The sequence below is a fragment of the Buchnera aphidicola (Ceratoglyphina bambusae) genome (assembly GCF_039363085.1).
In the GTDB taxonomy this organism is placed as follows: Bacteria; Pseudomonadota; Gammaproteobacteria; order Enterobacterales; family Enterobacteriaceae; genus Buchnera_G; species Buchnera_G aphidicola_E.
Map to the genome: position 1 here is coordinate 131,273 of NZ_CP134982.1, position 25,208 is coordinate 156,480.

22 protein-coding genes and 1 other RNA gene are annotated in these 25,208 nt (G+C 18.8%); 15 read left to right on the plus strand and 8 right to left on the minus strand.

The genetic code is table 11. The features are described 5' to 3' along the window. Positions 1-11 precede the first annotated feature (11 nt). The 6 genes from nuoI to RJD23_RS00625 all read left to right on the plus strand — a co-directional run bounded on the left by nuoI (position 12) and on the right by RJD23_RS00625 (position 6,297). The gene (gene nuoI / locus RJD23_RS00600; RefSeq protein ID WP_343188321.1) at positions 12-557 is read left to right on the plus strand and encodes an NADH-quinone oxidoreductase subunit NuoI; all 546 of its coding nucleotides are present in this window, start codon (positions 12-14) and stop codon (positions 555-557) included. 15 nt (positions 558-572) lie between these two features. After that, entirely contained in the window at positions 573-1,070 is a 498-nt protein-coding gene (locus RJD23_RS00605) for an NADH-quinone oxidoreductase subunit J family protein (protein ID WP_343188322.1), read from the plus strand. 30 nt (positions 1,071-1,100) lie between these two features. Beyond that, positions 1,101-1,400, plus strand: a complete 300-nt coding sequence (gene nuoK, locus RJD23_RS00610) for an NADH-quinone oxidoreductase subunit NuoK (protein ID WP_343188323.1) — start codon at positions 1,101-1,103, stop codon at positions 1,398-1,400. Then, the gene (locus RJD23_RS00615) at positions 1,397-3,235 is read left to right on the plus strand and encodes an NADH-quinone oxidoreductase subunit 5 family protein (protein ID WP_343188324.1); all 1,839 of its coding nucleotides are present in this window, start codon (positions 1,397-1,399) and stop codon (positions 3,233-3,235) included. The genes nuoK and RJD23_RS00615 overlap by 4 nt, the downstream gene beginning before the upstream one ends. A gap of 89 nt (positions 3,236-3,324) precedes the next feature. After that, on the plus strand, positions 3,325-4,821 hold the full coding sequence (locus tag RJD23_RS00620) for a complex I subunit 4 family protein (RefSeq protein ID WP_343188325.1): 1,497 nt from the start codon (positions 3,325-3,327) through the stop codon (positions 4,819-4,821). A 27-nt stretch (positions 4,822-4,848) separates the two neighbouring features. Further along, the gene (locus RJD23_RS00625; RefSeq protein WP_343188326.1) at positions 4,849-6,297 is read left to right on the plus strand and encodes an NADH-quinone oxidoreductase subunit N; all 1,449 of its coding nucleotides are present in this window, start codon (positions 4,849-4,851) and stop codon (positions 6,295-6,297) included. 251 nt (positions 6,298-6,548) lie between these two features. On the opposite strand, the gene RJD23_RS00630 is transcribed toward RJD23_RS00625, so the two are convergent. Beyond that, on the minus strand, positions 6,549-7,490 hold the full coding sequence (locus RJD23_RS00630) for a ribose-phosphate pyrophosphokinase (protein WP_343188327.1): 942 nt from the start codon (positions 7,488-7,490) through the stop codon (positions 6,549-6,551). A gap of 344 nt (positions 7,491-7,834) precedes the next feature. On the opposite strand from RJD23_RS00630, the gene prfA reads away from it, so the two are divergent. The 3 genes from prfA to pta all read left to right on the plus strand — a co-directional run bounded on the left by prfA (position 7,835) and on the right by pta (position 13,100). Beyond that, positions 7,835-8,920: a peptide chain release factor 1 gene (prfA, locus tag RJD23_RS00635; protein WP_343188328.1), complete on the plus strand. Its 1,086-nt coding sequence runs from the start codon at positions 7,835-7,837 to the stop codon at positions 8,918-8,920. A gap of 786 nt (positions 8,921-9,706) precedes the next feature. Beyond that, positions 9,707-10,903 carry an acetate/propionate family kinase gene (locus RJD23_RS00640; protein ID WP_343188329.1) on the plus strand — a complete coding sequence of 399 codons (1,197 nt, stop codon included), beginning with the start codon at positions 9,707-9,709 and terminating at the stop codon, positions 10,901-10,903. Between the two features lie 67 nt (positions 10,904-10,970). Then, positions 10,971-13,100 (plus strand): phosphate acetyltransferase, encoded by a 2,130-nt coding sequence (gene pta, locus RJD23_RS00645; RefSeq protein WP_343188330.1) that lies wholly within the window; start codon positions 10,971-10,973, stop codon positions 13,098-13,100. Positions 13,101-13,304: 204 nt separating this feature from the next. On the opposite strand, the gene gyrA is transcribed toward pta, so the two are convergent. Then, positions 13,305-15,851, minus strand: a complete 2,547-nt coding sequence (gene gyrA, locus RJD23_RS00650; RefSeq protein ID WP_343188331.1) for a DNA gyrase subunit A — start codon at positions 15,849-15,851, stop codon at positions 13,305-13,307. A gap of 258 nt (positions 15,852-16,109) precedes the next feature. On the opposite strand from gyrA, the gene RJD23_RS00655 reads away from it, so the two are divergent. Further along, entirely contained in the window at positions 16,110-16,844 is a 735-nt protein-coding gene (locus RJD23_RS00655) for a DUF2076 domain-containing protein (RefSeq protein WP_343188332.1), read from the plus strand. A gap of 74 nt (positions 16,845-16,918) precedes the next feature. On the opposite strand, the gene RJD23_RS00660 is transcribed toward RJD23_RS00655, so the two are convergent. Continuing rightward, positions 16,919-17,512, minus strand: a complete 594-nt coding sequence (locus RJD23_RS00660; RefSeq protein WP_343188333.1) for a redoxin domain-containing protein — start codon at positions 17,510-17,512, stop codon at positions 16,919-16,921. 87 nt (positions 17,513-17,599) lie between these two features. On the opposite strand from RJD23_RS00660, the gene ung reads away from it, so the two are divergent. Continuing rightward, positions 17,600-18,265 (plus strand): uracil-DNA glycosylase, encoded by a 666-nt coding sequence (ung, locus tag RJD23_RS00665; RefSeq protein WP_343188334.1) that lies wholly within the window; start codon positions 17,600-17,602, stop codon positions 18,263-18,265. A 37-nt stretch (positions 18,266-18,302) separates the two neighbouring features. Here the strand turns inward: ung and grpE are convergent, their stop codons facing one another. Then, positions 18,303-18,680: a nucleotide exchange factor GrpE gene (gene grpE / locus RJD23_RS00670; protein ID WP_343188335.1), complete on the minus strand. Its 378-nt coding sequence runs from the start codon at positions 18,678-18,680 to the stop codon at positions 18,303-18,305. 83 nt (positions 18,681-18,763) lie between these two features. Next, positions 18,764-19,122, minus strand: a transfer-messenger RNA (tmRNA) gene (gene ssrA / locus RJD23_RS00675). Positions 19,123-19,258: 136 nt separating this feature from the next. On the opposite strand from ssrA, the gene grxD reads away from it, so the two are divergent. Beyond that, a complete protein-coding gene (gene grxD / locus RJD23_RS00680) occupies positions 19,259-19,567 on the plus strand; it encodes a Grx4 family monothiol glutaredoxin (RefSeq protein WP_343188336.1) in 309 nt (102 codons plus the stop codon). A gap of 99 nt (positions 19,568-19,666) precedes the next feature. On the opposite strand, the gene rnt is transcribed toward grxD, so the two are convergent. After that, positions 19,667-20,302, minus strand: a complete 636-nt coding sequence (rnt, locus tag RJD23_RS00685; protein ID WP_343188337.1) for a ribonuclease T — start codon at positions 20,300-20,302, stop codon at positions 19,667-19,669. Positions 20,303-20,484: 182 nt separating this feature from the next. Between rnt and RJD23_RS00690 the strand changes: the two genes are divergently transcribed. From RJD23_RS00690 to ychF, 3 genes are all read left to right on the plus strand, one after another. Then, on the plus strand, positions 20,485-21,120 hold the full coding sequence (locus RJD23_RS00690; protein ID WP_343188338.1) for a Fe-Mn family superoxide dismutase: 636 nt from the start codon (positions 20,485-20,487) through the stop codon (positions 21,118-21,120). A gap of 23 nt (positions 21,121-21,143) precedes the next feature. Continuing rightward, positions 21,144-21,707, plus strand: a complete 564-nt coding sequence (gene pth, locus RJD23_RS00695) for an aminoacyl-tRNA hydrolase (protein WP_343188339.1) — start codon at positions 21,144-21,146, stop codon at positions 21,705-21,707. 78 nt (positions 21,708-21,785) lie between these two features. After that, positions 21,786-22,880 carry a redox-regulated ATPase YchF gene (gene ychF / locus RJD23_RS00700; protein ID WP_343188340.1) on the plus strand — a complete coding sequence of 365 codons (1,095 nt, stop codon included), beginning with the start codon at positions 21,786-21,788 and terminating at the stop codon, positions 22,878-22,880. An 81-nt stretch (positions 22,881-22,961) separates the two neighbouring features. Here ychF and thrC read toward each other — a convergent pair whose 3' ends face one another. Further along, positions 22,962-24,263: a threonine synthase gene (thrC, locus tag RJD23_RS00705; RefSeq protein WP_343188341.1), complete on the minus strand. Its 1,302-nt coding sequence runs from the start codon at positions 24,261-24,263 to the stop codon at positions 22,962-22,964. Between the two features lie 4 nt (positions 24,264-24,267). After that, the gene (thrB, locus tag RJD23_RS00710; protein WP_343188342.1) at positions 24,268-25,197 is read right to left on the minus strand and encodes a homoserine kinase; all 930 of its coding nucleotides are present in this window, start codon (positions 25,195-25,197) and stop codon (positions 24,268-24,270) included. Between the last annotated feature and the right edge of the window lie 11 nt (positions 25,198-25,208).

Below are 25,208 nucleotides of genomic sequence, written 5' to 3' on the forward strand. Positions count from 1 at the left end.
AAGGATAATTTATGCATTTTTTAAAGTTTTTTTTTGTTGCACTAATTTCACAACTTAGAAGTATTTTTTTTGTTATATTAAATATCTTTTCAAAAAGAGAAACAAAACTATATCCTGAAGAAAAAGTTGATTTATCTTCTAGATATAGAGGAAGAATTATTTTGACTTCAGATAAAAAAGGAAATGAAAGATGTGTAGCTTGTAATTTGTGCGCATCTGTATGTCCTTCTAGTTGTATAGTTTTAAAACAAGCTAAAACTAAGGATAATAGATATTTTCCAAAGTTTTTTAAAATAGATTTCTCTAGATGTATATTTTGTGGTTTGTGTGAAGAAGCATGCCCTACAGCTGCAATTCAGTTAATACCAGATTTTGAATTATCTGATTATAAAAAAGAAGATTTAATATATGAAAAAGAAGATTTGTTAATATCTGGAACTGGAAAGTATCCAGATTATGATTTTTATTCAGTTTCTGGAATAAAAGCTAATAGTAATAATTTTAATAAAAATAAAAAAATTATTGATTGTGTTGATACTAAAAAAATATTACCTTAATAATTAGGAAAATTTATGGAACTAACGTTTTATTTATCAAGTTTTATTTCTTTAATTTCTATTTTTTTTATAATTATAGGAAATAGTTTATTTTTTTCAATATTGTTTTTAATAATATCTTTTTTATCTACATCTAGTATATTTTTCTTATTAGGTTCATATTTAATTGGTTCTTTTCAAGTTATTATATATTCTGGTGCTATTTTGTTATTATTTGTTTTTGTTATTATGATGACTAATTATAAAAATAGGTCTTTTTTTATAAACTTTAGTTTAAAAAAAATATTAAGTTTATTTATGTACATATTTTTATGTGCATTTTTTTTAATAGAAATTGTATATACAGCATTATTTTGTTTTAACAATAAAAGTGTAAACATTATAATTTTTACTAAAGATGTAGGTAAAGTATTGTTTTCTAATTACTTTTTTGTAATAGAATTATCCTCTATGTTATTACTAATATCTTTAATTTTATCATTTTATTTAAATAAGAATTATAAAGATTTATAGATATTCTTATTTTTTATTTAAGGTTTAACAATGTCTATACTTAATTGTTTTATATTTTGTGTAATTATGTTTTTATTAGGAGTTTTAATTTTTATTCTTAAGAAAAATCTTTTTTTTATGTTAATAGGAATAGAAATTATGACAAATGCATGTTTACTTCTTTTTGTTATATCTAGTAATTTTTGGAATAGTTCTGATGGAAACGTAATGTATATATTTATAATTACTACTTCTGCAGCAGAAGTTTGTGTAAGTTTATCCTTTCTATTTAAGTTTTATAAAATTAACAATACATTAAATATAGATTCATTGAGTGAGTTAAAAAAATGAGCATTATTCTTTTAACAATTTTATCTCCTATGTTAGGATTTTTTGCATTAATTTTTTTTAAAAAAATTTTAAATAAAAAATTTTTATTTTTTATTGGTTTAATTACGTTGTTTATATCTTTTTGTTCTAGCATTTTTAGTTTATATCTTATAAATATATTAAAAGAAAAATGTTTTATTTTTAATATATATAATTTAGTAGATATAAATGATTTTAAATTTAATATAAGTTTTTTATTAGATGAATTGTCTTTATCAATGTTATTAATTATAACTGGAATTGGTTTATTAGTTTATTTTTTTTCTTATTGGAATATGTTTTTTGAAAATGAAATAATAAAATTTTTTGCATATATAAATTTATTTATATCTAGTATGTCTATTTTAGTTTTGTCAGATAATTTTTTATTAATTTACCTTGGATGGGAAAGCGTAGGAATTTGTTCATATTTATTAGTAAGTTTTTATTATAAAGATTTTAAAAATATACTTTTTTCTATGAAATCTTTTTTAATTTCTAAGTTAAGTGATATATTTTTTTTAATATCTATATTTTTTATATATTATATTTTTCATACTTTTAATATAGTTGATATATCAAATTTTTTACATGATAATAATAATTTTAAAAACTTATATTTAGTTAAATTTGTTTGTTTATTTTTATTTTTAGCATCAATATCTAAATCAGCTCAATTTCCATTTCATACATGGTTGCCATATGCTATGGTTGGGCCTACTCCAGCTTCTGCTTTGATACATTCTGCTACTATGGTAACATCCGGTGTATATTTAATTTCTAGAATTAAAGATATTTTTTTATTTAATGATTATATATTTAATTTAATATCTATATTTAGTTTATTTTCAATAGTATTAGGAAGTGTTTCAGCTATGTTTCATAGGGATATTAAAAAAATTTTAGCATATTCTACAATTAGTCAAATAGGATATATGTTTTTATCTATAGGAATAAAATCTTGGAATTTTGCTATTTCATTTTTAATATCTCATGCAATTTTTAAAACTTTATTGTTCCTTTCAGCTTCATCTATAATATTTTGCAATAAAAATGAAAAAGACATATTTAAAATGACTTTTTCTAATAAAAAAAGTCAAATAGTTTATTTTTCTTTTTTAATTGGTTTAATGTCTTTAATGTCTTTTCCTATAATAACTCTAGGTTTTTATAGTAAGGGAGAAATATTATTTAAAATATTTGAGTCAAAAAACTATGCATTATTTTATATAGCTTTATTTGGTGCTATTTTTACTATATTTTATACTGCTAGACTGATGTTAAATATTTTATTTATTAAAAAAAAAGTTTTTTTATACGAATTAAATAGCAATATTTTTCATAATATTCCATTGTGCATTTTATTATTTTTGTCTACTTTTTTTGGAATATTTATAATTCCAGATTTATCAAGTTTTTTTTCTAATTTTTTCACAATTAGTAAATATTATGTTTCTTTAGAATTTTTGTTAAGTATAATAACAATTTTTAGTTTTTTTTCATATTTTTTCATTAATGAAAAAATATTTTTTTTAAAAAAAATATTTTTGTTTAATAAAATTTATAATTTTTTAAATGAAATTTTTATAAATGATTTATATTTTAATAAATTTTATAATTTTTTGAAAAATATTTATAAATACTTGTCTATAATATTTTATAGAGATGTTTTTAAAATTTTAATTTGTTTTATTTCATTTGTTATAATGCTTTTAAATAAAATTATTTTATTTTTACATTCTGGTTACTTGAGAAAGTATATATTAATATTTTTTTTAGTTTCCTTATTAGTTTTTAGTAGTATAATTTTTATATAAAAATTGTATTTTTTTTCTATTTTATTTTTTTTAAAAATTTAAAACTTTTATAAATTTTTAAAAGTTATTTTAAAAAGGTTAAATTTAAAATGTTACTTCCTTTTCTTATTATTATTCCTTTTTTAGGAGGAATTTTTTCATGGATATTATATTTATATAGTAGAACATTAGCTAAATTTATTGCAATTTTTTCTATAGTTTTAGTTTTTTTATTAAATACTATAATTTTTAAAAATCATTTTTATGATGTTTCTAATATATATTGTGATGATTTATGGTACGAAAAATTTTTTTTTCCTTTAATGTGTAAATTAGATATTAGCATTAATTTAGCATTAGATAGATTTTCTATATATATGATTTTTTTATTAACTTTATTATGCTTTGTTTCAATAATTTTTAGTTGGAATGAGAAAAATAGTAATTCTGGAGCTTTTTATTTAAATGTATTAATTTTATTTTCTAGTATAATTGGTGTTTTTTTATCCAAAGATTTATTTTTATTTTTCTGTTTTTGGGAAATAATGATATTTCCAATTTGTTTTTTAAACATTTTTTATGGGTTAAAGACTAATTACAAAAATAAAATAAAATGTGTGAAAAGTTTTTTTTTACATAGTCAGATATCATCTTTAATAATGTTTTCTTCTATATTATTATTAGTTCATTATAATTATAGTATAAATGGAATATGGACTTTTGATTTTAATTTGTTAAAAAATTCTTTTTTAAGTTCAAATTTTACAGAATATTTTGTTTTATTTGGTTTTTTATTATCTTTTTTAGTAAAAATGCCTTCTGTTCCATTTCATACTTGGCTTCCATCTTTTTCGTATTATTCTCCTATAGGTAATTCTGTAGATTTATTAGGTTTTTTATCTAAAGTAGGTGTATATAGTATTTTAAGATTTTTTATTCCATTATCTCATAACGTTTTTTATAGAATTCAAATTTTAGGAATATTATTAGGAGTAATAAACATTTTTTATGGAATTTTTATGGCTAGCATAAAAAATAATTTAAAATATATATTATCATACATAAATATTGCGCACTCAGGAATAATGTTAGTATCTATATTTAATATTAATAATATATCTTATGAAGGATTATTACTGTATATAATTTCTAGTACTATTTGTTCTACTGCTCTTTTCGTGCTATCTAGCAAGTTGTATAAACAAATACAAACTTACAATTTAAATAAAGTTGGTGGATTATGGGATAAAATTAATATTATACCTGAATTTTTTTTATTTTTTTCTTTATCTAATTTTGGATTACCTGGTACAGGAAATTTTATTAGTGAATTGTTAATTTTTTTAGGTCTTTTTTTATTTTGTCCTAAGATTTCTATTATTTGTATAATTAGTTTGATGTTTTTTGTTTTTTGTTCATTAAAAATGTTTCATAGAATTTTTTATGGAGAATTAAAAAATAAAATAAAATTTCATAATATAAATTTTTTAGAAATTTTTACAATATTATTATTAACTTGTTTATTAATTTTAATAGGTTTGTTTCCAAATTTTATACTTTATAAATTTGATTTTTATAATGATTTTTTATATAAAAATGTTGATTAATTTATTGAAGATAAGGAAGTATTTAAAATGTTAGAAACAATTTTAAAATGGATAGAATTTATACCATTTTTTATTATTATGTGTAGTATTTCAATAGGAATATTTTTTGTTGTATTTGAAATAAGTAATTTAGTAATGTTTATAAACACTTTTTTAGGAATATTATTTACTATTATTTATTTATTTGTATTTAAAGATAGTTTAATGTTTAAAAAAAATTTTTTTTTCCATTTTGACATATATTCTATTTTTTTTGCAATTTTAATTTTATTAACTAGTTTAATTACTTCTTTTTTTGTGCATTTTTATTATAAAAAGAATAAAATGTATAAAAAAGAATATTATATAATATTACTTGCACTATCTTTAGGAAGTTTATCATTAAATTTTTCTAAACATATGTCTGTTTTTTTTGTTAGCATGGAAATAATAACATTGTCTACAGTAGGTTTAATTTATTTTTTTAATAACAATAAAAAAGCTATAGAGGCTTCATTAAAATATATATTATTTTCTAGTTTTAGTTCTATTTTTGTTTTATTTGGAATTGGATTAATTTATTTTATTTCTGGTAGTTTAGAATATTCTAATTTATATAATTTTGTTGATAACAGTGATATATATAAAAAAATTTTTCTATTTTTCGGTTTATGGATGATTTTGTCTGGAATATTTTTTAAAATGTCCATATTTCCATTTCATTTTATTTTTCCAGATGTATATAAAATTTCTAACCCTGTTTTTTTGATTTGTTTTTCTGTTTTAAATAAAATATCTTTTTTTAGTTTTTTATTATATGTTTTTACTAATACTTTTTTATCAAAAGAAACTTTTTTTTTAAATTTAATTGAAATATTTTCTTTTTTTTCTATGTGTTTTGGAAATTTATTAGCAAATTTACAAAATAATATTAAAAGATTATTAGGTTATGCATCTATTAGTCAAGTTGGATATTTAATGTTAATTTTATTAGTTTTTGACAAATTTGTTTTTTTTAAAGAAAATATTTTTTTTTATTTTTTAAATTATATTATTTGTAACATTTGTATTTTCAGCGCAATGACAATAGTAAAAAAATATTATATTAAAAATAATATGTATAATAATATATATAAAGAAAATATTTTTTTTAACTTATATAATTCATTTCCTTTATTATCTATTGCTTTATCAATTGTTTTCTTTTCTTTATCTGGAATTCCTTTTACTATAGGTTTTATTAGTAAATTATATTTAATTTATTCTATTATAGAAAATAAATTATGGTTTTTAATGATTGGTTTAATATTTAGTAGTATTATAGGAGTATATTTGTACTTTAAAATAATAATAGATTTTTATAATAAAAAATATGATCTTTTTTTTATAAAAAAATATGATATTTCTATGTCAAGTAAAATTTTAGAAAAAATAATTTTTTTTATTTCATCGTTGTTAATAATTATTAATATATTGTTTTTAAATATTAGATATTAAAAAAATGTTAAAATCTTGTTAAAAATTTTATAGTTTAATTTTTTAAATAGTATAATTTTTTATATTTAAACTATTTTATACATAATTTTTTATAATTTTAACATTTTTGTAAAAATTAAAAGACAAAGATAAAAATACTTTGTCTTTATTTTTTATAAATAGTTCTTAAATTTTATTAAATTATGTTTAATATTTTATTTCTTAACATATTTTTTAAAAATATTTTACATTTTTTCTATAAAATTTTATGTTTATATTAAAAACATCTCAGATATAGATTTTTCTTTATTTATTCTTCTTATAGCTTCAGATAACATTTTTGATAATTTTATTGTTCGTACTTTTTTTATATTTTTTATTTTTTTTGATAAAGGTATAGTATCACAAACTATAATTTCATCTATAAAAGAGTTTTTTAAATTGTAATCTGCTTTTCCTGAAAATACTGGATGAGTGGAATATGAAAAAATTTTTTTAGCTCCTTTTTTTTTTAACATGTTTGCTGCATTGCACAATGTACCAGCTGTATCTATTATATCATCAATTAATATACAATTTCTTTTTTTCACTTTTCCTATTATATTCATTACTTGAGATTCATTATTTTTAGATCTTCTTTTATCTATTATAGCTATATCATTAGAATTTAATAATTCAGCTATTGTTCTAGTTCTTACTATACTTCCTATATCTGGAGATACTAAAACTGGTTTTTTAATTTTTATATTTTTTTTTATATCTTTAGCTATAACAGGGCTAGTAAAAACGTTATCTATAGGTATATCAAAAAATCCTTGAATTTGTTCAGAATGTAAATCTACTGTAAGAACTCTATTTACTCCTACATTGGACAAACAACTAGCTATTACTTTTGCTGTGATAGGAACTCTGTATGATTTTATTCTTCTATCTTGTCTTGCATACCCAAAATATGGTATAACTGCAGTTATTCTTTTTGCTGAAGCTCTTTTTAAAGCATCTATTATTATAATTAGTTCCATTATATTATCATTTACAGGATAACAAGTAGATTGTATTATAAATACATCATGTCCTCTAACATTTTCATTTATATTAACACTTATTTCTCCATCACTAAATTTTGTTACTTCTGCTATTCCTAATTTTTTATTTAAATATTTTGCTATATCTTTTGCTAAACTTAATGTAGCATTTCCAGAAAATATTTTCATATTTTAAAGGTTTCCTTTTATAAAAGTATTTTATTAAATATATTTTAATAAATGTCTTGTTATTTTTATAATATTTTAACATTGTATTTTGAATAAAAATTATTAAAAATATTTATATATTAAATAAAAATATTTTAATTATTTAAAACATTTTTGTTCAATATATTTTTGTAATTAATATATATTTGTTTTATGTAAAATTATTATTATATGTCTATAATATATTATATTAGATTAACGAAATTAAATGTTAGTTAAACATTTTTAAGTATATTATCTTATTATATTTTTTATTAAAAATAAAAATTTATATAAATGTTTTTTAACCTTATAGAGCAAAGTATATGAAAAATTTTATTAATGAAAAATTATTATTATTTACAATTAGAATAAAAAAAATTGAAAAAAATCTTTATAAAGCTAGTTATAAAAAGTATGAAAAAAAATTTAATAATTTATCTAAAGAATATTATAAATTAAAATATATAATAAATTTATTTAATAATTGGAAAAAAAATGAAAAAATAATAAATCAACATATTGATTTATTTTCAGATGTAGATTTGTGTAATTTAGCTAAAGAAGAGTGTAAAATGGTAAAAAAAAAAAATAAATTAATAGAAAAAAAAATATATAACTTTTTTTCTACTAAAACATATAGTAATAAAAATGGATGTTATATAGAAATCAGATCTGCGTCTGGAGGAGATGAAGCATCTATTTTTGCTGGAGATTTATTTAAAATGTATATAAAATACGCAGACAGAAAAAAATGGAAAACTAAAATAATGAATATAATATATGGAGATAGAGGAGGCTTCAAAGAAGCTATAATTAAAGTAAATGGAAGAAATTCTTTAAAAAATTTAAATCTTGAATCTGGAGGTCATAGAGTTCAGAGAATACCTAAAACTGAAAATCAAGGAAGAACTCATACATCAACTTGTACTGTTGCTATAATACCTGATAGTAATGATAAAAAAAAAATTTTTATAAAAAATTCTGATTTGAGGATAGATACTTTTAAATCTTCAGGAGCTGGCGGGCAACATGTAAATACAACTGATTCAGCTATAAGAATTACACATTTACCAACTGGTAATGTAGTAGAATGTCAAAATGAAAGATCACAACATAAAAACAAATCTAAAGCTATGGAAATATTATATGCAAGAATAAAGAATCAAGAAGAAAAAAAAAATCAAGAAAGAAAATCTAACATAAGAAAGAGTTTGTTAGGAAGTGGAGAAAGATCTGATAGAAATAGAACATATAATTTTTCTCAAAATAGAATTACAGATCACAGAATAGATTTAAGTTTATATTGCTTAGATAAAGTATTAAATGGAGATCTAGATTTAATTATTAAGCCTGTTTTAAAAGAATACAAAAAAAAAATGTTTTTAAAATTAAATATAAAAGATATATAAAAATTTTAAATGTATAAAATATATAAAAATAAATTTTGTTTAATATGTAGTAATAAAAACATTATTATATTTTAAATATTTTTTTTTAAATAATTTTTTTATTAATTTATATATAAAATTTATTATTTTTTTTATGTAAATACTAAAAATTTTTTATTAACAAACTTTTAATTTAGTTTATATTGTTTTTTAATAGTTTTAATTAATTTTAAAAATAAGTTTTAAAAAAACATATAACTTTTTGTTAAAATTTTAAATTAAAAAATTTATAAACATTATATAAAATAGTTTTTAATATTATTAAATTTTTTTTATATTTGATATATAAAATTTAATTTTTCAAATGTTTTATTATATAAATTTTTTGATATAAAAATAATAAAATTTAATTATAATAAAAAATTAAAATTAAATTTAAAAAAAAATAAAATTTATAAAATATTTTTTTTATAGAAATGTAACTTTTAATTAAAAAAAAATTTTAATATGACATTAAACAAATATTTTTTTTCATTTTTTTTTAAAAAAAAAATATATATATAAAAATTTTAATATTTTTTTTAATTTAATATAAAAATTATATTTAATAATATAAAATATATGAAATAAAATTATTAAAAATATTATTTTTAGAATTTTACTTTTGGCAAAAATATAATTAATAAATTTTTTAAATTATATATTTTATATATATTTTTTTAATTTATGTTTTATATAGTTGTTAATATTTTAATAAATAATTAAATTATAACAGTTATTTAAAAACTTGGTTAAGGTATTTAATATATGAAAAATTTAATTTTAGTTTTAAATTGTGGCAGCTCTTCTGTGAAATTTTCTATTATAGATCCTATAAATGAAAAAAAATTTTTAGAAGGAGAAGTAAGTTCATTAAATTTGCCTATTTCTTATATAAAATGCATAACAAAGCATAAAAATTTTTATGAAAAAAAAAATTATAAGATGTCACATAAAGATGCTATAAATTTTATTATAAAAAAAATTTTATTAAAATATAATAAAAAACTTTTTTCAAGTGTAATAGGTATAGGGCATAGAGTTGTTAATGGAGGTGATAAATTTAAGAAATCTGTCATTATAAATAATTCAGTATTGAAACATTTAGAAGAGTTAATTTCTTTGGCTCCTATTCATAATCCACTTAATTTAATAGGAATAAAGCAAATATTAAAATATTTTCCAAATTTATATAAAAAAAATGTAGCAGTATTTGACACTAGTTTTCATAGCAGTTTACCAAAAAGAGCGTATTTATATGCAATACCAAATAAATTTTTTTATAAACATAAAATTAGAAAGTATGGCGCCCATGGAATTAGTTGTACATATATATTAAAAAAATTTTCTAAAATAACAAAAAAAAAGTTAAGTGAATTAAATGTTATAATTTGTCATCTTGGTAGTGGATCTTCAGTATCTGTAATAAAAAACGGTTTTTGCATAGACACATCTATGGGTTTTACTCCATTAGAAGGTTTAGTAATGGGGACTAGATCTGGTGATATAGATCCATCTATAATATTTTATATGAACGAAGAATTGAAATTAGAAATTAAACAAATAAAAGAAATATTAAATAATAAGTCTGGAATAATTGGATTAAATGAAAAAAGTAGTGATTTTAGATATTCTGAAAAAAAATATTTTATTTCTAAAAGATCTAAAATTTCAATAGATATATTTTGTTATAGATTAGTTAAATATATTAGTTCATATTTTTTCTTAATAAATAAAAATATAGATGCTTTAATTTTTACAGGCGGTATAGGAGAAAATTCTAAATTAATGAGAGAAATTACTATTAGTAAATTAAATTCTTTAAACTTTTTTGTTGACAAAAATAAAAATGACATTTATTGTAAAGATTTTTCTTTTATAAATAAGGAAAATTCTATACCTATATTAGTTATTAAAACTAATGAAGAAATAATAATAGCTAAAGATACTTTTGATTTGATTTAGTTTAAATAAAATTTTAATATTATATTATTTATATTTAAAATAAAATAATAAAATTATAGGTGTTATTTTGTCTAGATCAATAATTTTTATTCCTATAGGAAATAATGTTCATTTAACTGATATTATATATAACTTTTTTAGTTTTGTTACTAAAAAAAAATTTAGTTCATTTTTTTTTAAAATACTTCATGAAAAAACTAAAAATAATTTTTTAGATGATACAACTAATTTTTTTTTAAAGAAAAAAATAAATAACTTTATAAATCCAACTTTAATAAAAAATTTAGAAATGTTAGAAAATGATTCAGAATATAGTTTTTTATTAGAAAAATCTATAAAAAAATATAGTTCAATTAAAAATTTAGCAGATATAATATTAATAGAAGGAATAAATACTAAAAAAAATAGTTTGATTGAGAGAAGTTTTAACATAAATTTTGCTAAAAGCATAAATGCTAAAATTATATTTATTTCTAATTTTAATAAAATTTTTAATGGTATTAATTTTGATATTATGAATAAAATTGTTTTAAAAGATTTTTCTTATTCAAAAGAATCTATATTAGGGGTGATAATAAATAAGTATAATAAAAAAAAAGATATAATTAATTCATTTAGATCTAAATTTTGCATAGATAATAAATATGATAAAAAAATTGAATATATAAAAGAAATAAAAAAAAAATATAACTTACATGTCTTATTCAACTTATTAGGTATTTTTATATATAAAATAAAATCAAAAAGAATTTGTGTTTCAAAAATTTTGAAATATTTAAATTTAAAATATTTATATGACAAAAAAACATTTTTAAGAAAAATAAAATTTTTTATCTTTAATAATATAAATATTAAACGCTCAAAAAAATTTTATAAATATCATTTTTTCATAATAGATGTTAATGATAAAAATACTTTAAAAGATTTTTTTTTTATTGTTAACAACAATTATAAAATAGGATCAGTATTATTTATTTGTAATAATAAAAATACGAGAAAATTAACTTATTTATTTTTAGATTTTTATAAAAAGAAAATTCCAATATTTGTTACTAAAAAAAGTTTGATAGAATTAATTGAAAAAATTAAATGTTGTACTTATTTTAAAAATATAATTTTTTCTAATAAAAATAATTTATTTAAAAAAAATGTATTTAATTTTAATATAAATAAATTTATAAAATTAATTTTCAATAAAATTAAAAATAAATTTTTAACATCTTTTTTTTTCAAATATAATTTAAAAGAAAAAGCTAAATCATTAGATCATAAAATTATATTTCCTGAAGGTTATGAACCTAGAATTTTAAAAGCAGTCTCCTTATGTTCTGAAAAAAAAATAGCAAATTGTATTTTATTAGGTGATCCTAATATAATAAAAAAAGTTTCAAAAAAAAATAACATAATTTTAGATAAAAACATACAAATTATAAATCCATATAAAATAAGAAATAACTATATAGATTTTTTTATAAAAAGTAGATTACCAAAACATTTAGATAAAAACTCAGCAAAAGAAATGCTAAAAGATAATTGTGTTTTAGCTACTTTAATGTTAAAAAATAATGAAATAGATTGTTTAATTTCAGGTTGTACTAATACTACAGCTAATACTATTAGACCTGCTTTTCAAATTATAAAAACAAAAAAAACATCTTCTTTAATATCATCATTTTTCTTTATGTTATTAAATGATAGGGTAATAATATATGCTGATTGTGCTATAAATCCTAATCCTAATTATGTTCAGTTAGCTGAAATTGCTATTGAAACAGCAAATTCTGCATTAAAATTTGGAATGTTACCAAGAATAGCTATGATATCTTATTCAACTAAATCATCTGGGTATGGGCCTTTAGTTGATAAAGTTAATGAAGCTACTTTACTTGTTAAAAAAAATAGACCTGATTTGTTAATAGATGGACCAGTACAATATGACGTAGCAATTAGCAGTAGTATATCTAAATTAAAAAAATATAATTCTGCAATAGCGGGAAAAGCTAATATATTTATATTTCCTGATTTAAATACTGGTAATTCTGTTTATAAAGCAGTTCAAAATGCTACTCAATCTACTTCTATAGGTCCTATATTACAAGGAATAAATAAACCTGTAAATGATTTATCTAGAGGAGCAACAGTAGAAGATATAGTTTATACAACAGCTGTAACTTCTATTCAATTTTTAAACAATTAGTATGAACCTTTTATAGAAATAAGAAAATTATTATATCTTATTTCTATAAAAAATATTATATATATTTTATATTAAAAAATATATATCAAAAAATATTTTATTTTTTAAACATTTTAAATATTATTAATATTAAATATTTTTTTATTATATATTTTTAATATTTATTCTTCGTCATATTTAAATTAATTTATTTCTAAAAATTTTTTATACATTTTTTTCAGAATAAGGAATAGTAACTTTTTGTATTGCAACTACTTTTGCTTTTTTATTAGTTCTAATTAATATTACTCCTTGCGTATTTCTGCTTAAAATACCTATTTCTGAAACTCTAGTTCTAACTAAAACTCCTGAATTAGTAATTATTATTATTTCATTTTTTTTAGTAACTTGTATAGAAGCTATTACTACTCCATTTTTTTTTGTAATTTTAGTAGAAATTATACCTCTAGTAGCTCTAGATTTTATTGGAAATTCTGAAATTTTTGTTCTTTTACCATATCCATTTTTTGTAACTGTTAGTATTTCTCCATTTTTTTTTGGAACAATTAAAGAAACAACCTTGTCTTTTTTGTTTATTTTTATTCCTCTTACTCCAGCAGCAGTTCTACCCATTTTTCTTACATGCTTTTCAGAAAAATGAACTACTTTTCCATGAGATGTAAATAACATTATAGTGTTTTGGCCATTAGTTAAAGAAACTCCTATTAATTCATCTCCTTTACTAAGATTTATAGCAATAATACCTGAATTTCTTTGCTTTTTAAATTTTGTTAACGTAGTTTTTTTTACTATTCCATTTGATGTAGCCATAAAAATATTTTTATTTTCACTATATTTTGATAATGGTAATATCGCTGTAATTCTTTCGTTAAAACTTAATGGTAATAAATTTATTATAGGTTTTCCTCTAGTATTTCTGCTGGAACTAGGCAATTGATATACTTTCATCCAATAAATTATACCTTTACTAGAAAAACATAATATTATGTCGTGAGTATTAGTGACTAACAAACATTCTATAAAATCTTTTTCTTTTATTTTTGCAGCTAATTTACCTTTCCCTCCTCTTTTTTGCGCATTATAATCAGATAAAGGTTGATATTTTACATATCCAGAATTTGATAAAGTTACTACAACATCTTTTTTTGTAATAATATCTTCTATATTTATTTTAGAAGCATTATGTTTTATTCTAGTTCTTCTTATATCACCAAAACAATTTTTAGTTTCTAACAATTCTTTTTTTATTACTTCAACTAATTTATTTTTATTATTTAATATGTTTATTAAATATTTTATTTTACTTAATATATTTTTATATTTTTCACAAATTTTTTTATTCTCTAAATTAGTAATTTTAGATAATTTTAGATTTAGTATTGCTTTAACTTGCTTTTTAGTAAGGGAATATTCTTCCTTCATTTCATTTTTTTTAACTATTTTACATTTTTTTAATAATTTATTTTTTTCTAAATACATATTATAAAAATTATTTTTGTGAAATTTCCATTTTTTTTTTATTAATATGTTTTTTATATATGATGTTTTGTTTGATTTTTTTATAATATTTATAATACAGTCGATGTTATTAACAGCTATTATAAATCCTTCTAATAAATGCGATTTTTTATTGTTTTTTTTTAACTCAAAAATACTTCTTCTAGTTACTATTTCTTTTCTATGATATAAAAAAGCATCTAAAATTTCTTTTAAAGACATTATTTTAGGTTTTCCATTATATAATGCTACCATGTTTATTCCAAAAGAAATTTGAAGTTTACTTAGTAAATATAATTTATTTAAAATAACTTCAGCTATTGCTTCTCGTTTTATTTCAATTACTATTCTCATTCCATCTTTATCAGATTCATCTCTTAAGGTACTTATTCCTTCTATCTTTTTCTCTTTTATTAATTCAGAAATTTTTTCTATTAATTTAGATTTATTAACTTGATAAGGTATTTCTTTAATTACTATAAACTCTTTTTTTGTTTTTTTATTTTTTTTAATAATACTTTTTGCTCTTATATATATTTTTCCTTTTCCTGTTTTATATGCTTTTTTAATTCCTTCTGATCCATATATTATACCTGCTGTAGGAAAATCGGGACCAGGTATTATCTTCATTAATTTTTTTAAAGATATTTTTTTATTATCTAAATATTTTAAACATCCATCTATTATTTCATTAAGATTATGTGGCGGTATATTTGTAGCCATACCTACTGCTATTCCTGAAGAACCATTTATTAGTAGGTTAGGTATTTTAGTTGGTAGAACTATTGGTATTTTTTCAGTATCATCATAGTTAGATATAAATTTAACAGTATCTTTGTTTAAATCATTTAAGAATTCATGAGATATTTTAGACATTTTTATTTCAGTATATCTCATAGCTGCCGCTGAATCTCCATCTATTGATCCAAAATTTCCTTGTCCTTTTATTAACATATATCTTAATGAAAATGGTTGTGCCATTCTAACTATAGCTTCGTATACAGCAGAATCTCCATGTGGATGATATTTTCCTATTACATCTCCAACTATTCTTGCAGATTTTTTGTATGGTTTATTATAAAAATTTTTTAAAATGTTCATAGCAAATAAAATTCTTCTATGTACTGGTTTTAATCCATCTCTTACATCTGGTAACGCTCTTCCAATTATTACTGACATTGCATAGTCTAAATATGAATTAGTAAGTTCTTTTTCTATATATACTTTTATTATATTTTTAGAAATATTTTTCATATTTTTCTCTTTATATAATTTTTATAATAATAAAACTATATCATGACGGATTTTGTTAAGTAAAATTTAAATACAATTATTTATAATATATAAAATTTAAATATATATTTTTTTTAATTATTTTAGAATATTATAAATATTTTATATAATTAAATTAAGTTATAATACTTATATTATAAATTTTTATAGTTATTTATATATACTTGTAGTTTAATTCTTATTCAGAGCTCTTTTTATTATATAAATATGGTGAAATTTATGAATTCTGAAGAAAAAATATTAATTGAAAATTTATTTAAAAAAATTAGTAAAGCAGAAAAAAAATTTTTTAAAAAAGATGAGGAGGCTAATAATTTAATAACAAAACTTTCAAAAAAAAATACTAACTCACATTATTATATGGTTCAATTTTTGTTAGTTCAAGATGAACTAATAGCAAGACTTAATAATTATGTGAATGAGTTGAAAAATGAAATGTCAAATTTAAAGAAATTTAAGAAAAATACTAAAAAAAGTTTTTTATCTAATTTTTTTAATTCTAAAGATAATAGTTCAACTGAAAAATTTAATAAAGAGAGTAATTTTAAAAAAGATAGTTTTAACAAAAAATATAATTATGAAAATAGTAATAATTATAGATATAATGAAAGTTTTGGTTGTTATGGAAATAATGGTAGTTTTTTAAGTAATGCTTTACAAACTGCTTCAGGAGTTGCTGGTGGTATTGTATTTGGAAATTTGTTAAGTAGTTTGTTTCATTCTAATAGATATGATTCAACTGTAATAAATGATGTTAATAATACTAATATTTTCAATTTAGAAAAAAATTCTGTAAACAATTTAGACAATGTTGAAAACTCTAGAGAGAATTTCTTAGTAGAAAATATAGATAGTTCTAAATTACAAAATATAGAAAAAAATAATTTTGATTTTAGCAATAAAGATTCTATAGAAAATGCAGAGGATAATTTTACAGAAAATGATTTTGTTTAAATAAAAAATTTGCATTTGTTAAGAAAATTTTCTTAATGATTAAACCAGCAATCTTTATTGCTGGTTTATTTTTTTTAAGTTTTATTTTGTATATATTTTTTTAGCCCTTCTGTAGAAGGATGTATTCCTTTTTTTTTGTTATTCCAGTCTGATGGACATACATAACCATTTTTTTTATGAAAGTTTAATGCATCTATCATTCTAATAATTTCTTTTACACTTCTTCCATAAGGTAAATCGTTAACAATTTCATGTTTTATTATTCCGTCAGAATCTATTAAAAAAGTTGCTCTTAGAGATATGCCTAGTTTTGGATGTTCTATTTCATATGATTTTTGAATTTCTTTTTTTATGTCAGAAACTATAATGTAATTTAAATTTCCTATTCCACCATTTTTAATAGAAATATTTTTCCATGTATAATGTGAATATATTGAATCACATGATACACCTATTATTTTTACATTATTTTTTTTAAATTTGTTGTAATGTTTATTAAATTCTATTATTTCTGTTGGACACACAAAAGTAAAATCCATAGGCCAAAAAAATAATACTGTTATATTGTTTTTTATATATTTTTTAAAATTAAAATTATCAATAATTTCATTATTTTTCAAAATAGCTGAAGAAACAAAATTAGGTGCTTGTTTAGTTACTAAAGTCATATATTTTCCTATAAATTTTTTGTATAATTATTTTTATATAAGAGTTTATTTTAAAAATTTTATTTAATTATTTATATATATTGAAATATGAAACAAATAATAACTTGGAGAAGTTTATTAAAGACTGAAAAAAAAAAAAAATATTTTTTAAAAATGTTAAAATTTTTAAAAAAAGAGAGAAAAAAAAGTATTATATATCCTTCTTGTAATGAAGTGTTTTCTGCTTTTAAATATACTAATTTTGATAAAATAAAAGTAGTTATAGTTGGTCAAGATCCATATAGTAATTTTAATCAAGCTAATGGTCTAGCTTTTTCTGTAAGATACGGTCAAAATATTCCCCCTTCTTTAAGAAATATATTTAAAGAACTTAAGTCAGATATAAAAAATTTTGTTTACCCATCTCATGGATTTTTAAAAAAATGGGCATTACAAGGTGTATTTTTGTTAAATTCTATTCTAACGGTGGAAAAAGATAAACCTGGTTCTCATAAAAAAATTGGGTGGTTAAATTTTACAAATGTTGTTATAAAAAAAATAAATAAATATAAAAAAAATGTTATTTTTTTATTATGGGGTAATTTTGCTAAACAAAAAATAAAATTTATAAATTTTAAAAAACATATTATATTAATTTCTTCTCATCCATCACCTTATTCAGCTTATAATGGTTTTATAGGATGTAAACATTTTTCTAAAGTAAACAATATTTTAACTAAATTAAAAAAGAAAAATATAAATTGGAATATATAATTTTTTTTTGATATTTTATTTTTACTTATTTTTTTTATTAAATTTTATATTTATTTTTTATATTTAAAATAGATTTTAATATTAAAGGTATTCCTTGTATAACAGCTTCATTATCTATTTTATTTTTTTTTATTTTTTTGTTTAATTTTTTTAACTTTTTTATTACTTTACTTATTTTTTTTAAAAACATTAGTAAATATGTTTTTTTTATATTTTTAATTTTTTTATTAGTTTCTTTTTTAATATTTTCTATAGAAGCTTGTTCTCTTAATGTTATTTCTTTTTCTAGTTTTTTTATTTTTTTAAATTTTTTGTTTAATTTTTTAATTTTATTTTTAATCTCTTTTTTTGTTTCTTTTTCTTTTTTTTTAATTTTGTGTTCTTTTATTTCTTGTTTATCAAAACTTTTTTTCATATTTTTCCTATTTTTAATAATATTAACAATTTTAATGTATTTTATTAAAATTTTAAATAATCTTTAATTAACATAAATAATGTTTTTGGAGCTGGCGGGACTCGAACCCGCGTCCAAATAATTTTTAATAAAGGTATTACATGTTTATTCTATTTTTTTTTTAAATTTTAATATAAATAGACGTATAACATAAAATCATAGTTCATTATATAAATTTTTTAATAAAAACATGAACAATTTTTATTATATCTCTTTTTTTTATGACCTTTTATATCTATTTTATAAGAGAATAATTAGATAATAAGGGCTTTATTAGTTTTTAGGCTGCTAAAGCATATTTTGTTTTGTTTGCATATATTTGTTTTCGGTTTTTAACGAGGCAACCGATCCTCGACATGAACCTTATATTTTAAAATTATTTGTCAAATCCTGAAACAGCCCCAATAAAATGTATATTAATTATTGCAAAAAAAAATGTTTATGTCTATGTTTTATTTTTAAATTTTTTACATAATAAATTAAAATATGTTAAAATTTAAGAATAATTTTTATATAAATAATTTATAGCGAAAAGTAAAATGAATGCATTAGAAAAAATAAAAAATCAAATAAAAAAAAATTCTATAATATTATATATGAAAGGTAGTATAAAATATCCTAGTTGTGGTTTTTCAGCTAAAGCTTGTGAAATAATTTCTATGTATACTACAAAATGTAAATATATAGATGTATTAAAAAATCCTGACATAAGAAAAGAACTTCCTATATTTTCTAATTGGCCTACTTTTCCTCAATTATGGATTAATGGAAAATTAGTTGGGGGTTGTGATATAATTATTAAATTATCTAAAACTGGAGAATTAAAAAGAATTTTACAAAATTTATAATATATAAGTAATTTAATTTAAAAATTTTAAGATATAACATTAAATTTTATAAATTTAATTTTAGATTTTTATTGTTATATCTATTTTATTTTAATTTTGTCAAATAGGCCATCCTCCTAATTTTTTCCATTTATTTACTATTTTACAAAATAAATTTGCTGTTTTAATTGCATCATATAATGCTGAATGAGCTTGTTTGTTGTCAAAATATATTCCTATATTCTTACAAGCTTTTGATAATACTGTTTGGCCTATAGCTAAACCGCTGAGAGTTGCTGTATCAAAGGTTACAAATGGATGAAATGGATTTTTTTTTATACTATTTCGCTCTATAGCTGACATAAAAAAGTTTAAATCAAATATTGAGTTGTGTGCTACTATTACTCCTTTTTTGCATTTTTGTATTTTAATTCCTTCATTAACTTTTTTTAATATAGATTTTAATGCTTTTTTTTCACTTACAGCTCCTCTTAATGGACTAAAAGGATCTATTTTATTAAATTTTATTGATGTTTCATTTACTATTGATCCTATAAATGGTTTTATATGATGATGTAAAGTTTTTTCTTTTTTTAGCCAACCTGATTCATCCATTTTTAAAGTTATCGCGGCTATTTCTAATAGAGCATCTGTTTTATAATTAAATCCAGCCGTTTCTATATCTATAACTACTGGATAAAATTTTCTAAATCTTTTACTTAAAAAATTTTTTTTTTTTATATTTTTATTTTGCATATTTTTCTCTATAATTCTATTATATATTGTATGATAATATTATTTATATTATTATTTTTTATAAATTTTTAATTAATACAATAGAATTTATTTATATTTTACAATTTTTATTTATAATAAAGTTATATTCATATATAAAATATATATTATTTAAATAAAATTTCATTCTTAGAGGTATTTTTATGACATTTACACTCCCTAATTTGCAATATTCTTATAAAGAATTTCAACAATATATAGATGAAGAAACTATGTTTATACATTATAATAAACATCATAAGAATTATATAGATAGTTTAAATATTATAATAAAAAATAATAATATTATTATTGATTCTATTGAAGATTTAATAAAATCTTTAAATAATATTGATATAGAAGATATAGAAAAGTTAAAAAATAGTGCCGGGGGGCATTTTAATCATCTTTTGTTTTGGAAAAATTTAAAATTAGGAACAAAAATTAGTAATGATTTTAAAAAAATAATAGAAAAAAATTTTGGGAGTATACAAAATTTTAAATTAAGATTCGAAAATATTTCATCTAATCATTTTGGATCTGGCTGGGTTTGGTTAATTGTTAAGAGAAATAATATATTAAGAATTGTTTCTACTAATAATCAAGATAATCCATTAATGGGAAAATTTGTTTCAGATGATTACGGATATCCAATATTTGGTTTAGATTTGTGGGAGCATGCTTATTATTTAAAATATAAAAATGATCGTTTAAGTTATATAAAAAATTTTTGGAACATTATAAATTGGGATGAAGTTTTTAATAGATTAAAAAAGTTTCATAAAAAATTTAATATATAATTTTAAAATAGGAATATGAATTTTTGAATATAATAAAAATTATAGCTGGTTTATCCAACCCTTTTAAAAAATATAATAATACTAGACATAACATAGGAGCATTATTTGTTAAAAATCTATCTAAAAAATTTAATATAAAATTAAATATTAAAAATAAATTTTTAGGAAATATTGGTATATGGAAATATAATAATCAAAATATTTATTTATTTGTTCCTAGTCTTTATATGAATTTGAATGGAATTTCTATTAGATTGATTTCTTCTTTTTATAATATAAGTTATAAAAATATACTAATAGTACAAGATGATATATATACTAATGTAGGAATATCAAGATTTGTAGTTTCTAACAATCATTATGGTCATAATGGAATAAAAAACATAATATATAATTTTAATAAAAAATGTCTTTTAAATAGGCTTTGTATAGGTATAGGAAAACCAACTAATAAACATAATTTAGCTTCTTATGTATTATCTGAACCTTTGAAAGAAGAAAAAAAATTGATTAATAAATCTATTAATGAGTCAATAAACATTGTTAAAAATTTGATCAAAAAAAACATATCTATAAAAAAAATTTAATTTAAACGCAGTTTTTTATAAAAAAAAGTTATATAAATTTTAAAGTTCATTGTTTATATAAAAATAGAGTATTGTATTATGTCATTGAAATGTGGTTTAGTTGGATTACCAAATGTTGGAAAATCTACATTATTTAATGTATTAACAAAATCTCGAGTACCTTCTAAAAATTTTCCATTTTGTACTATAAATTCTAATATAGGTATATCATTTGTAGAAGATAACAGAATTAAAAATATTTGTAAAATAATTAATTCTACTAATAATGTTGTGAAATCTTATATTAAATTTGTCGATATAGCTGGGTTAGTTAAAAATTCTCATTTAGGAAGTGGATTAGGAAATAAATTTTTAAACAGCATTAAAGACGTTGATATAATATTACATGTTGTAAGATTTTTTAAAAATAAAGATATAATACATGTAAATAATAAAATAGATCCAATATATGATGTTAATTTAGTTAATACTGAATTAATATTGTCTGATTTTCAAGAATGTCAAAAAATAATTTTTAATTATAAAAAAAGATTTAATAAAAGAGAAAGAGATAATAAAAATATTGAAAACATTTTAAACATATTAAAGATTTGTTCAAATAGTTTAAAAAAAAATATTATGTTAAATGAAGTATATTTTAACAAAGATCAGGTAAATATTTTAAAATCTTTTAGATTTATAACTATGAAAAATATTATATATATAGCTAATATAGATTTAGAAGATTTTGTTAAAATTAAAATAGAAAATAATAAAATATTAAATATAGAAAAATTTCCTTATAAAGTATTTCCAATATGTATAAATTTTTATGAAATTAATTTCGGTTATAAAAAAAGTTTTTATAAAAATTTATTGTCTTTTTTTTTAGAAGATATAAAAAATATAATTTTAAAATCATATATTTCTTTAAAGTTACAAACTTTTTTTACTGTTGGGTCTAAAGAAATAAAGTCTTGGACTATAAAAAAAGGTACTACCGCAATTGAAGCCGCTAAAATTATTCATACAGATTTTAAAAAAGGGTTTATAAGAGCCAAAGTAATTTCTTACAAAGATTTTATAATTCATAAAAAAATAGAAAATTTAAAAAAATATGGAAGATATAGATTAGAAGGTAAAAATTATAAATTAATTGATGGAGATATTATACATTTTTTGTTTAATATATAAAACTATTATCAAATTTATTTTTAATTAAATTAGTTTCCTATCAAGTATTGTTACTTGTTAGGAAACTATTTTTTAAGTATTTTATTTTTCCATTAATATTTTTTTCAATATTGAAAATTCAGGATTAATTGAATATGTAAACAATTTATTTTTTTTGTATTTTTTTATTTTTTCTGGAACTTTTATGTTTATTTTTAAAACTTCTTCTATAGTATTTTTAAATTTTATTGGATGAGCTGTACCTAAAAATAATCCATATTCTTTATCTTTAATTTTTTTCTTTAAAACTGTATATGCTACAGATGCATGTGGTTCTGATATATATTTTAATTTATGTAATTCTTTTAAACTTTTTTTAGTATTTTTCTCGGAAACACTATCATAATTTAAGTAATTTGAATCATTTATATTCCATTTATTTTGTTTGAATAACTCTTCAATTCTATCCCAGTTATTAGGCACACTTATATCCATAGCATTAGAAATAGTAGATATAGTATTTCTTGGTTCCCATTTTTTGTTTTTTAAAAATCTTGGAACTGTATCATTAGAATTTGTAGATATAATAAATTTTTTTATTGGCAACCCAATAGATTTTGCAATTAATCCTGCTGTAATATTCCCAAAATTTCCACATGGTACTGAAATTATAATTTTTTTTCTATTTCTTTTATTTATTAAAGAAAATGCTTCAAAATAATAACAAATTTGTGCCAATAATCTGCTTATATTTATAGAGTTTCCTGAATTTAAACTAATTTTTTTTTTTAGATAAGAATCATTAAATGCTGTTTTTACTAATTTTTGACATTCATCAAAACTTCCATTTACTGATATAGTTTTTATATTTTTACCTAAATTACACAACATTTTTTCTTGTATATCACTAATTTTTCCTTTTGGATAGAGTATCACTATTTTTATATTTTTCATTTTATAAAAAGCATGTGCTACTGCTGCTCCAGTATCTCCAGATGTTGCTGTTAAAATTGTAATTTTTTTTTTATTAATTTTGTTCATATAAAATATTATTTGAGACATAAATCTAGCACCAAAATCTTTAAATGCAAATGTAGGTCCATGAAACAATTCTAAACAAGAAATATTTTTTTGTATTTTTTTTATTTTTGGAATAGTTTTGGAAAAAGATTTTTTTACTATTTTGTATAATTTTTTTTTGGGTATTTCTTTCCCTATAAATGCATTTAGTATTTTATAGCTTTTTTTAAAAAAGTTCATTTTTAAAATTTTTTTTATTTCATTTTTTTTAAAAAATGGTAATTTTTTTGGAAAAAATAAACCTTGTTTTTTGCATAATCCAAGCTCTACAGCTTTTAAGAATGTTACTTCTTGTGAAGAATCTTTTAAACTATATAATTTCATATTTTTACCTAATTTTTATAGTTCCTGTATTATTTACTTTGCATATTTTTACAAAACCTTTTTTATTTTTTAAATAGTTCTTTGATAGCCATATTGAAACATTTTTAGCTATTTTAATACTATTACAAATAGAAAATATTGTTGGCCCAGATCCTGATATTCCAAATCCTATTGCTCCAATTTTTTTTATTATTTTTTTTGTTTTTAAAAATTTTGGAATAATTTTTATTCTATATGGTTCAGCTATTTTATCTTTTAAAAATTTTATAGCTAAGTTTTCTTGCATAGAATAAGAAGCATGTATAAATCCAGCTAAATTTCTACTATGGTCTATACATGTTTGTTTATTATATTTTTTAGGTAATATTTTTCTAGATTGTAAAGTAGATATTTTTGTGCCAGGCCATGCTATAACCCATATCCAATTTTGAAAAAATGGTATAGATTGGCTTATTATATTATTTTTTTGTAAAATTATTTGTAATCCTCCCAAAAAACATGGAGCTACATTATCAAAATGAATATTTCCAGATATTTTTCCTTCTAGTTTTCCCATCAATATTAATAATTCATTTTTTGATAAAGGATTTTTACAAAATTCATTCATAGCGAACAAACTAGCTGATATTGAACATGCACTAGATCCTAATCCTGAACCTATAGGCATATTTTTTTTAAGTATTATTGACATAGGAACTTTTTTATTTATTTTTTTACAAAAATATTTCCAACATTTCCATACAACATTTTTTTCCAAAATTTTAGGAAGTTTTTTTGAGAACTTACCAATATTTTTTAGTTTAAAAGTTTTACATTTTTTAATTATTACTATATCTCCAAAATATGAATTATCTATTGGAGAAATTGCTAAACCTAAAGTATCAAATCCAACGCTTATATTTCCTATAGTAGCTGGTGAATAAACTGTTATCATTATTATTTTCC

What these genes read in the sequence shown, in the direction of transcription:
- RJD23_RS00630 (WP_343188327.1), bottom strand. Translation starts at nt 7,490, where the DNA reads ATGAAAATATTTTCTGGAAATGCTACATTAAGTTTAGCAAAAGATATA.
- thrC (WP_343188341.1), bottom strand. Translation starts at nt 24,263, where the DNA reads ATGAAATTATATAGTTTAAAAGATTCTTCACAAGAAGTAACATTCTTA.
- RJD23_RS00605 (WP_343188322.1), top strand. Translation starts at nt 573, where the DNA reads ATGGAACTAACGTTTTATTTATCAAGTTTTATTTCTTTAATTTCTATT.
- gyrA (WP_343188331.1), bottom strand. Translation starts at nt 15,851, where the DNA reads ATGAAAAATATTTCTAAAAATATAATAAAAGTATATATAGAAAAAGAA.
- nuoI (WP_343188321.1), top strand. Translation starts at nt 12, where the DNA reads ATGCATTTTTTAAAGTTTTTTTTTGTTGCACTAATTTCACAACTTAGA.
- prfA (WP_343188328.1), top strand. Translation starts at nt 7,835, where the DNA reads ATGAAAAATTTTATTAATGAAAAATTATTATTATTTACAATTAGAATA.
- rnt (WP_343188337.1), bottom strand. Translation starts at nt 20,302, where the DNA reads ATGCAAAATAAAAATATAAAAAAAAAAAATTTTTTAAGTAAAAGATTT.
- grpE (WP_343188335.1), bottom strand. Translation starts at nt 18,680, where the DNA reads ATGAAAAAAAGTTTTGATAAACAAGAAATAAAAGAACACAAAATTAAA.
- ung (WP_343188334.1), top strand. Translation starts at nt 17,600, where the DNA reads ATGAAACAAATAATAACTTGGAGAAGTTTATTAAAGACTGAAAAAAAA.
- nuoK (WP_343188323.1), top strand. Translation starts at nt 1,101, where the DNA reads ATGTCTATACTTAATTGTTTTATATTTTGTGTAATTATGTTTTTATTA.
- RJD23_RS00625 (WP_343188326.1), top strand. Translation starts at nt 4,849, where the DNA reads ATGTTAGAAACAATTTTAAAATGGATAGAATTTATACCATTTTTTATT.
- RJD23_RS00615 (WP_343188324.1), top strand. Translation starts at nt 1,397, where the DNA reads ATGAGCATTATTCTTTTAACAATTTTATCTCCTATGTTAGGATTTTTT.
- RJD23_RS00690 (WP_343188338.1), top strand. Translation starts at nt 20,485, where the DNA reads ATGACATTTACACTCCCTAATTTGCAATATTCTTATAAAGAATTTCAA.
- RJD23_RS00620 (WP_343188325.1), top strand. Translation starts at nt 3,325, where the DNA reads ATGTTACTTCCTTTTCTTATTATTATTCCTTTTTTAGGAGGAATTTTT.
- ychF (WP_343188340.1), top strand. Translation starts at nt 21,786, where the DNA reads ATGTCATTGAAATGTGGTTTAGTTGGATTACCAAATGTTGGAAAATCT.
- RJD23_RS00640 (WP_343188329.1), top strand. Translation starts at nt 9,707, where the DNA reads ATGAAAAATTTAATTTTAGTTTTAAATTGTGGCAGCTCTTCTGTGAAA.
- thrB (WP_343188342.1), bottom strand. Translation starts at nt 25,197, where the DNA reads ATGATAACAGTTTATTCACCAGCTACTATAGGAAATATAAGCGTTGGA.
- RJD23_RS00660 (WP_343188333.1), bottom strand. Translation starts at nt 17,512, where the DNA reads ATGACTTTAGTAACTAAACAAGCACCTAATTTTGTTTCTTCAGCTATT.
- RJD23_RS00655 (WP_343188332.1), top strand. Translation starts at nt 16,110, where the DNA reads ATGAATTCTGAAGAAAAAATATTAATTGAAAATTTATTTAAAAAAATT.
- grxD (WP_343188336.1), top strand. Translation starts at nt 19,259, where the DNA reads ATGAATGCATTAGAAAAAATAAAAAATCAAATAAAAAAAAATTCTATA.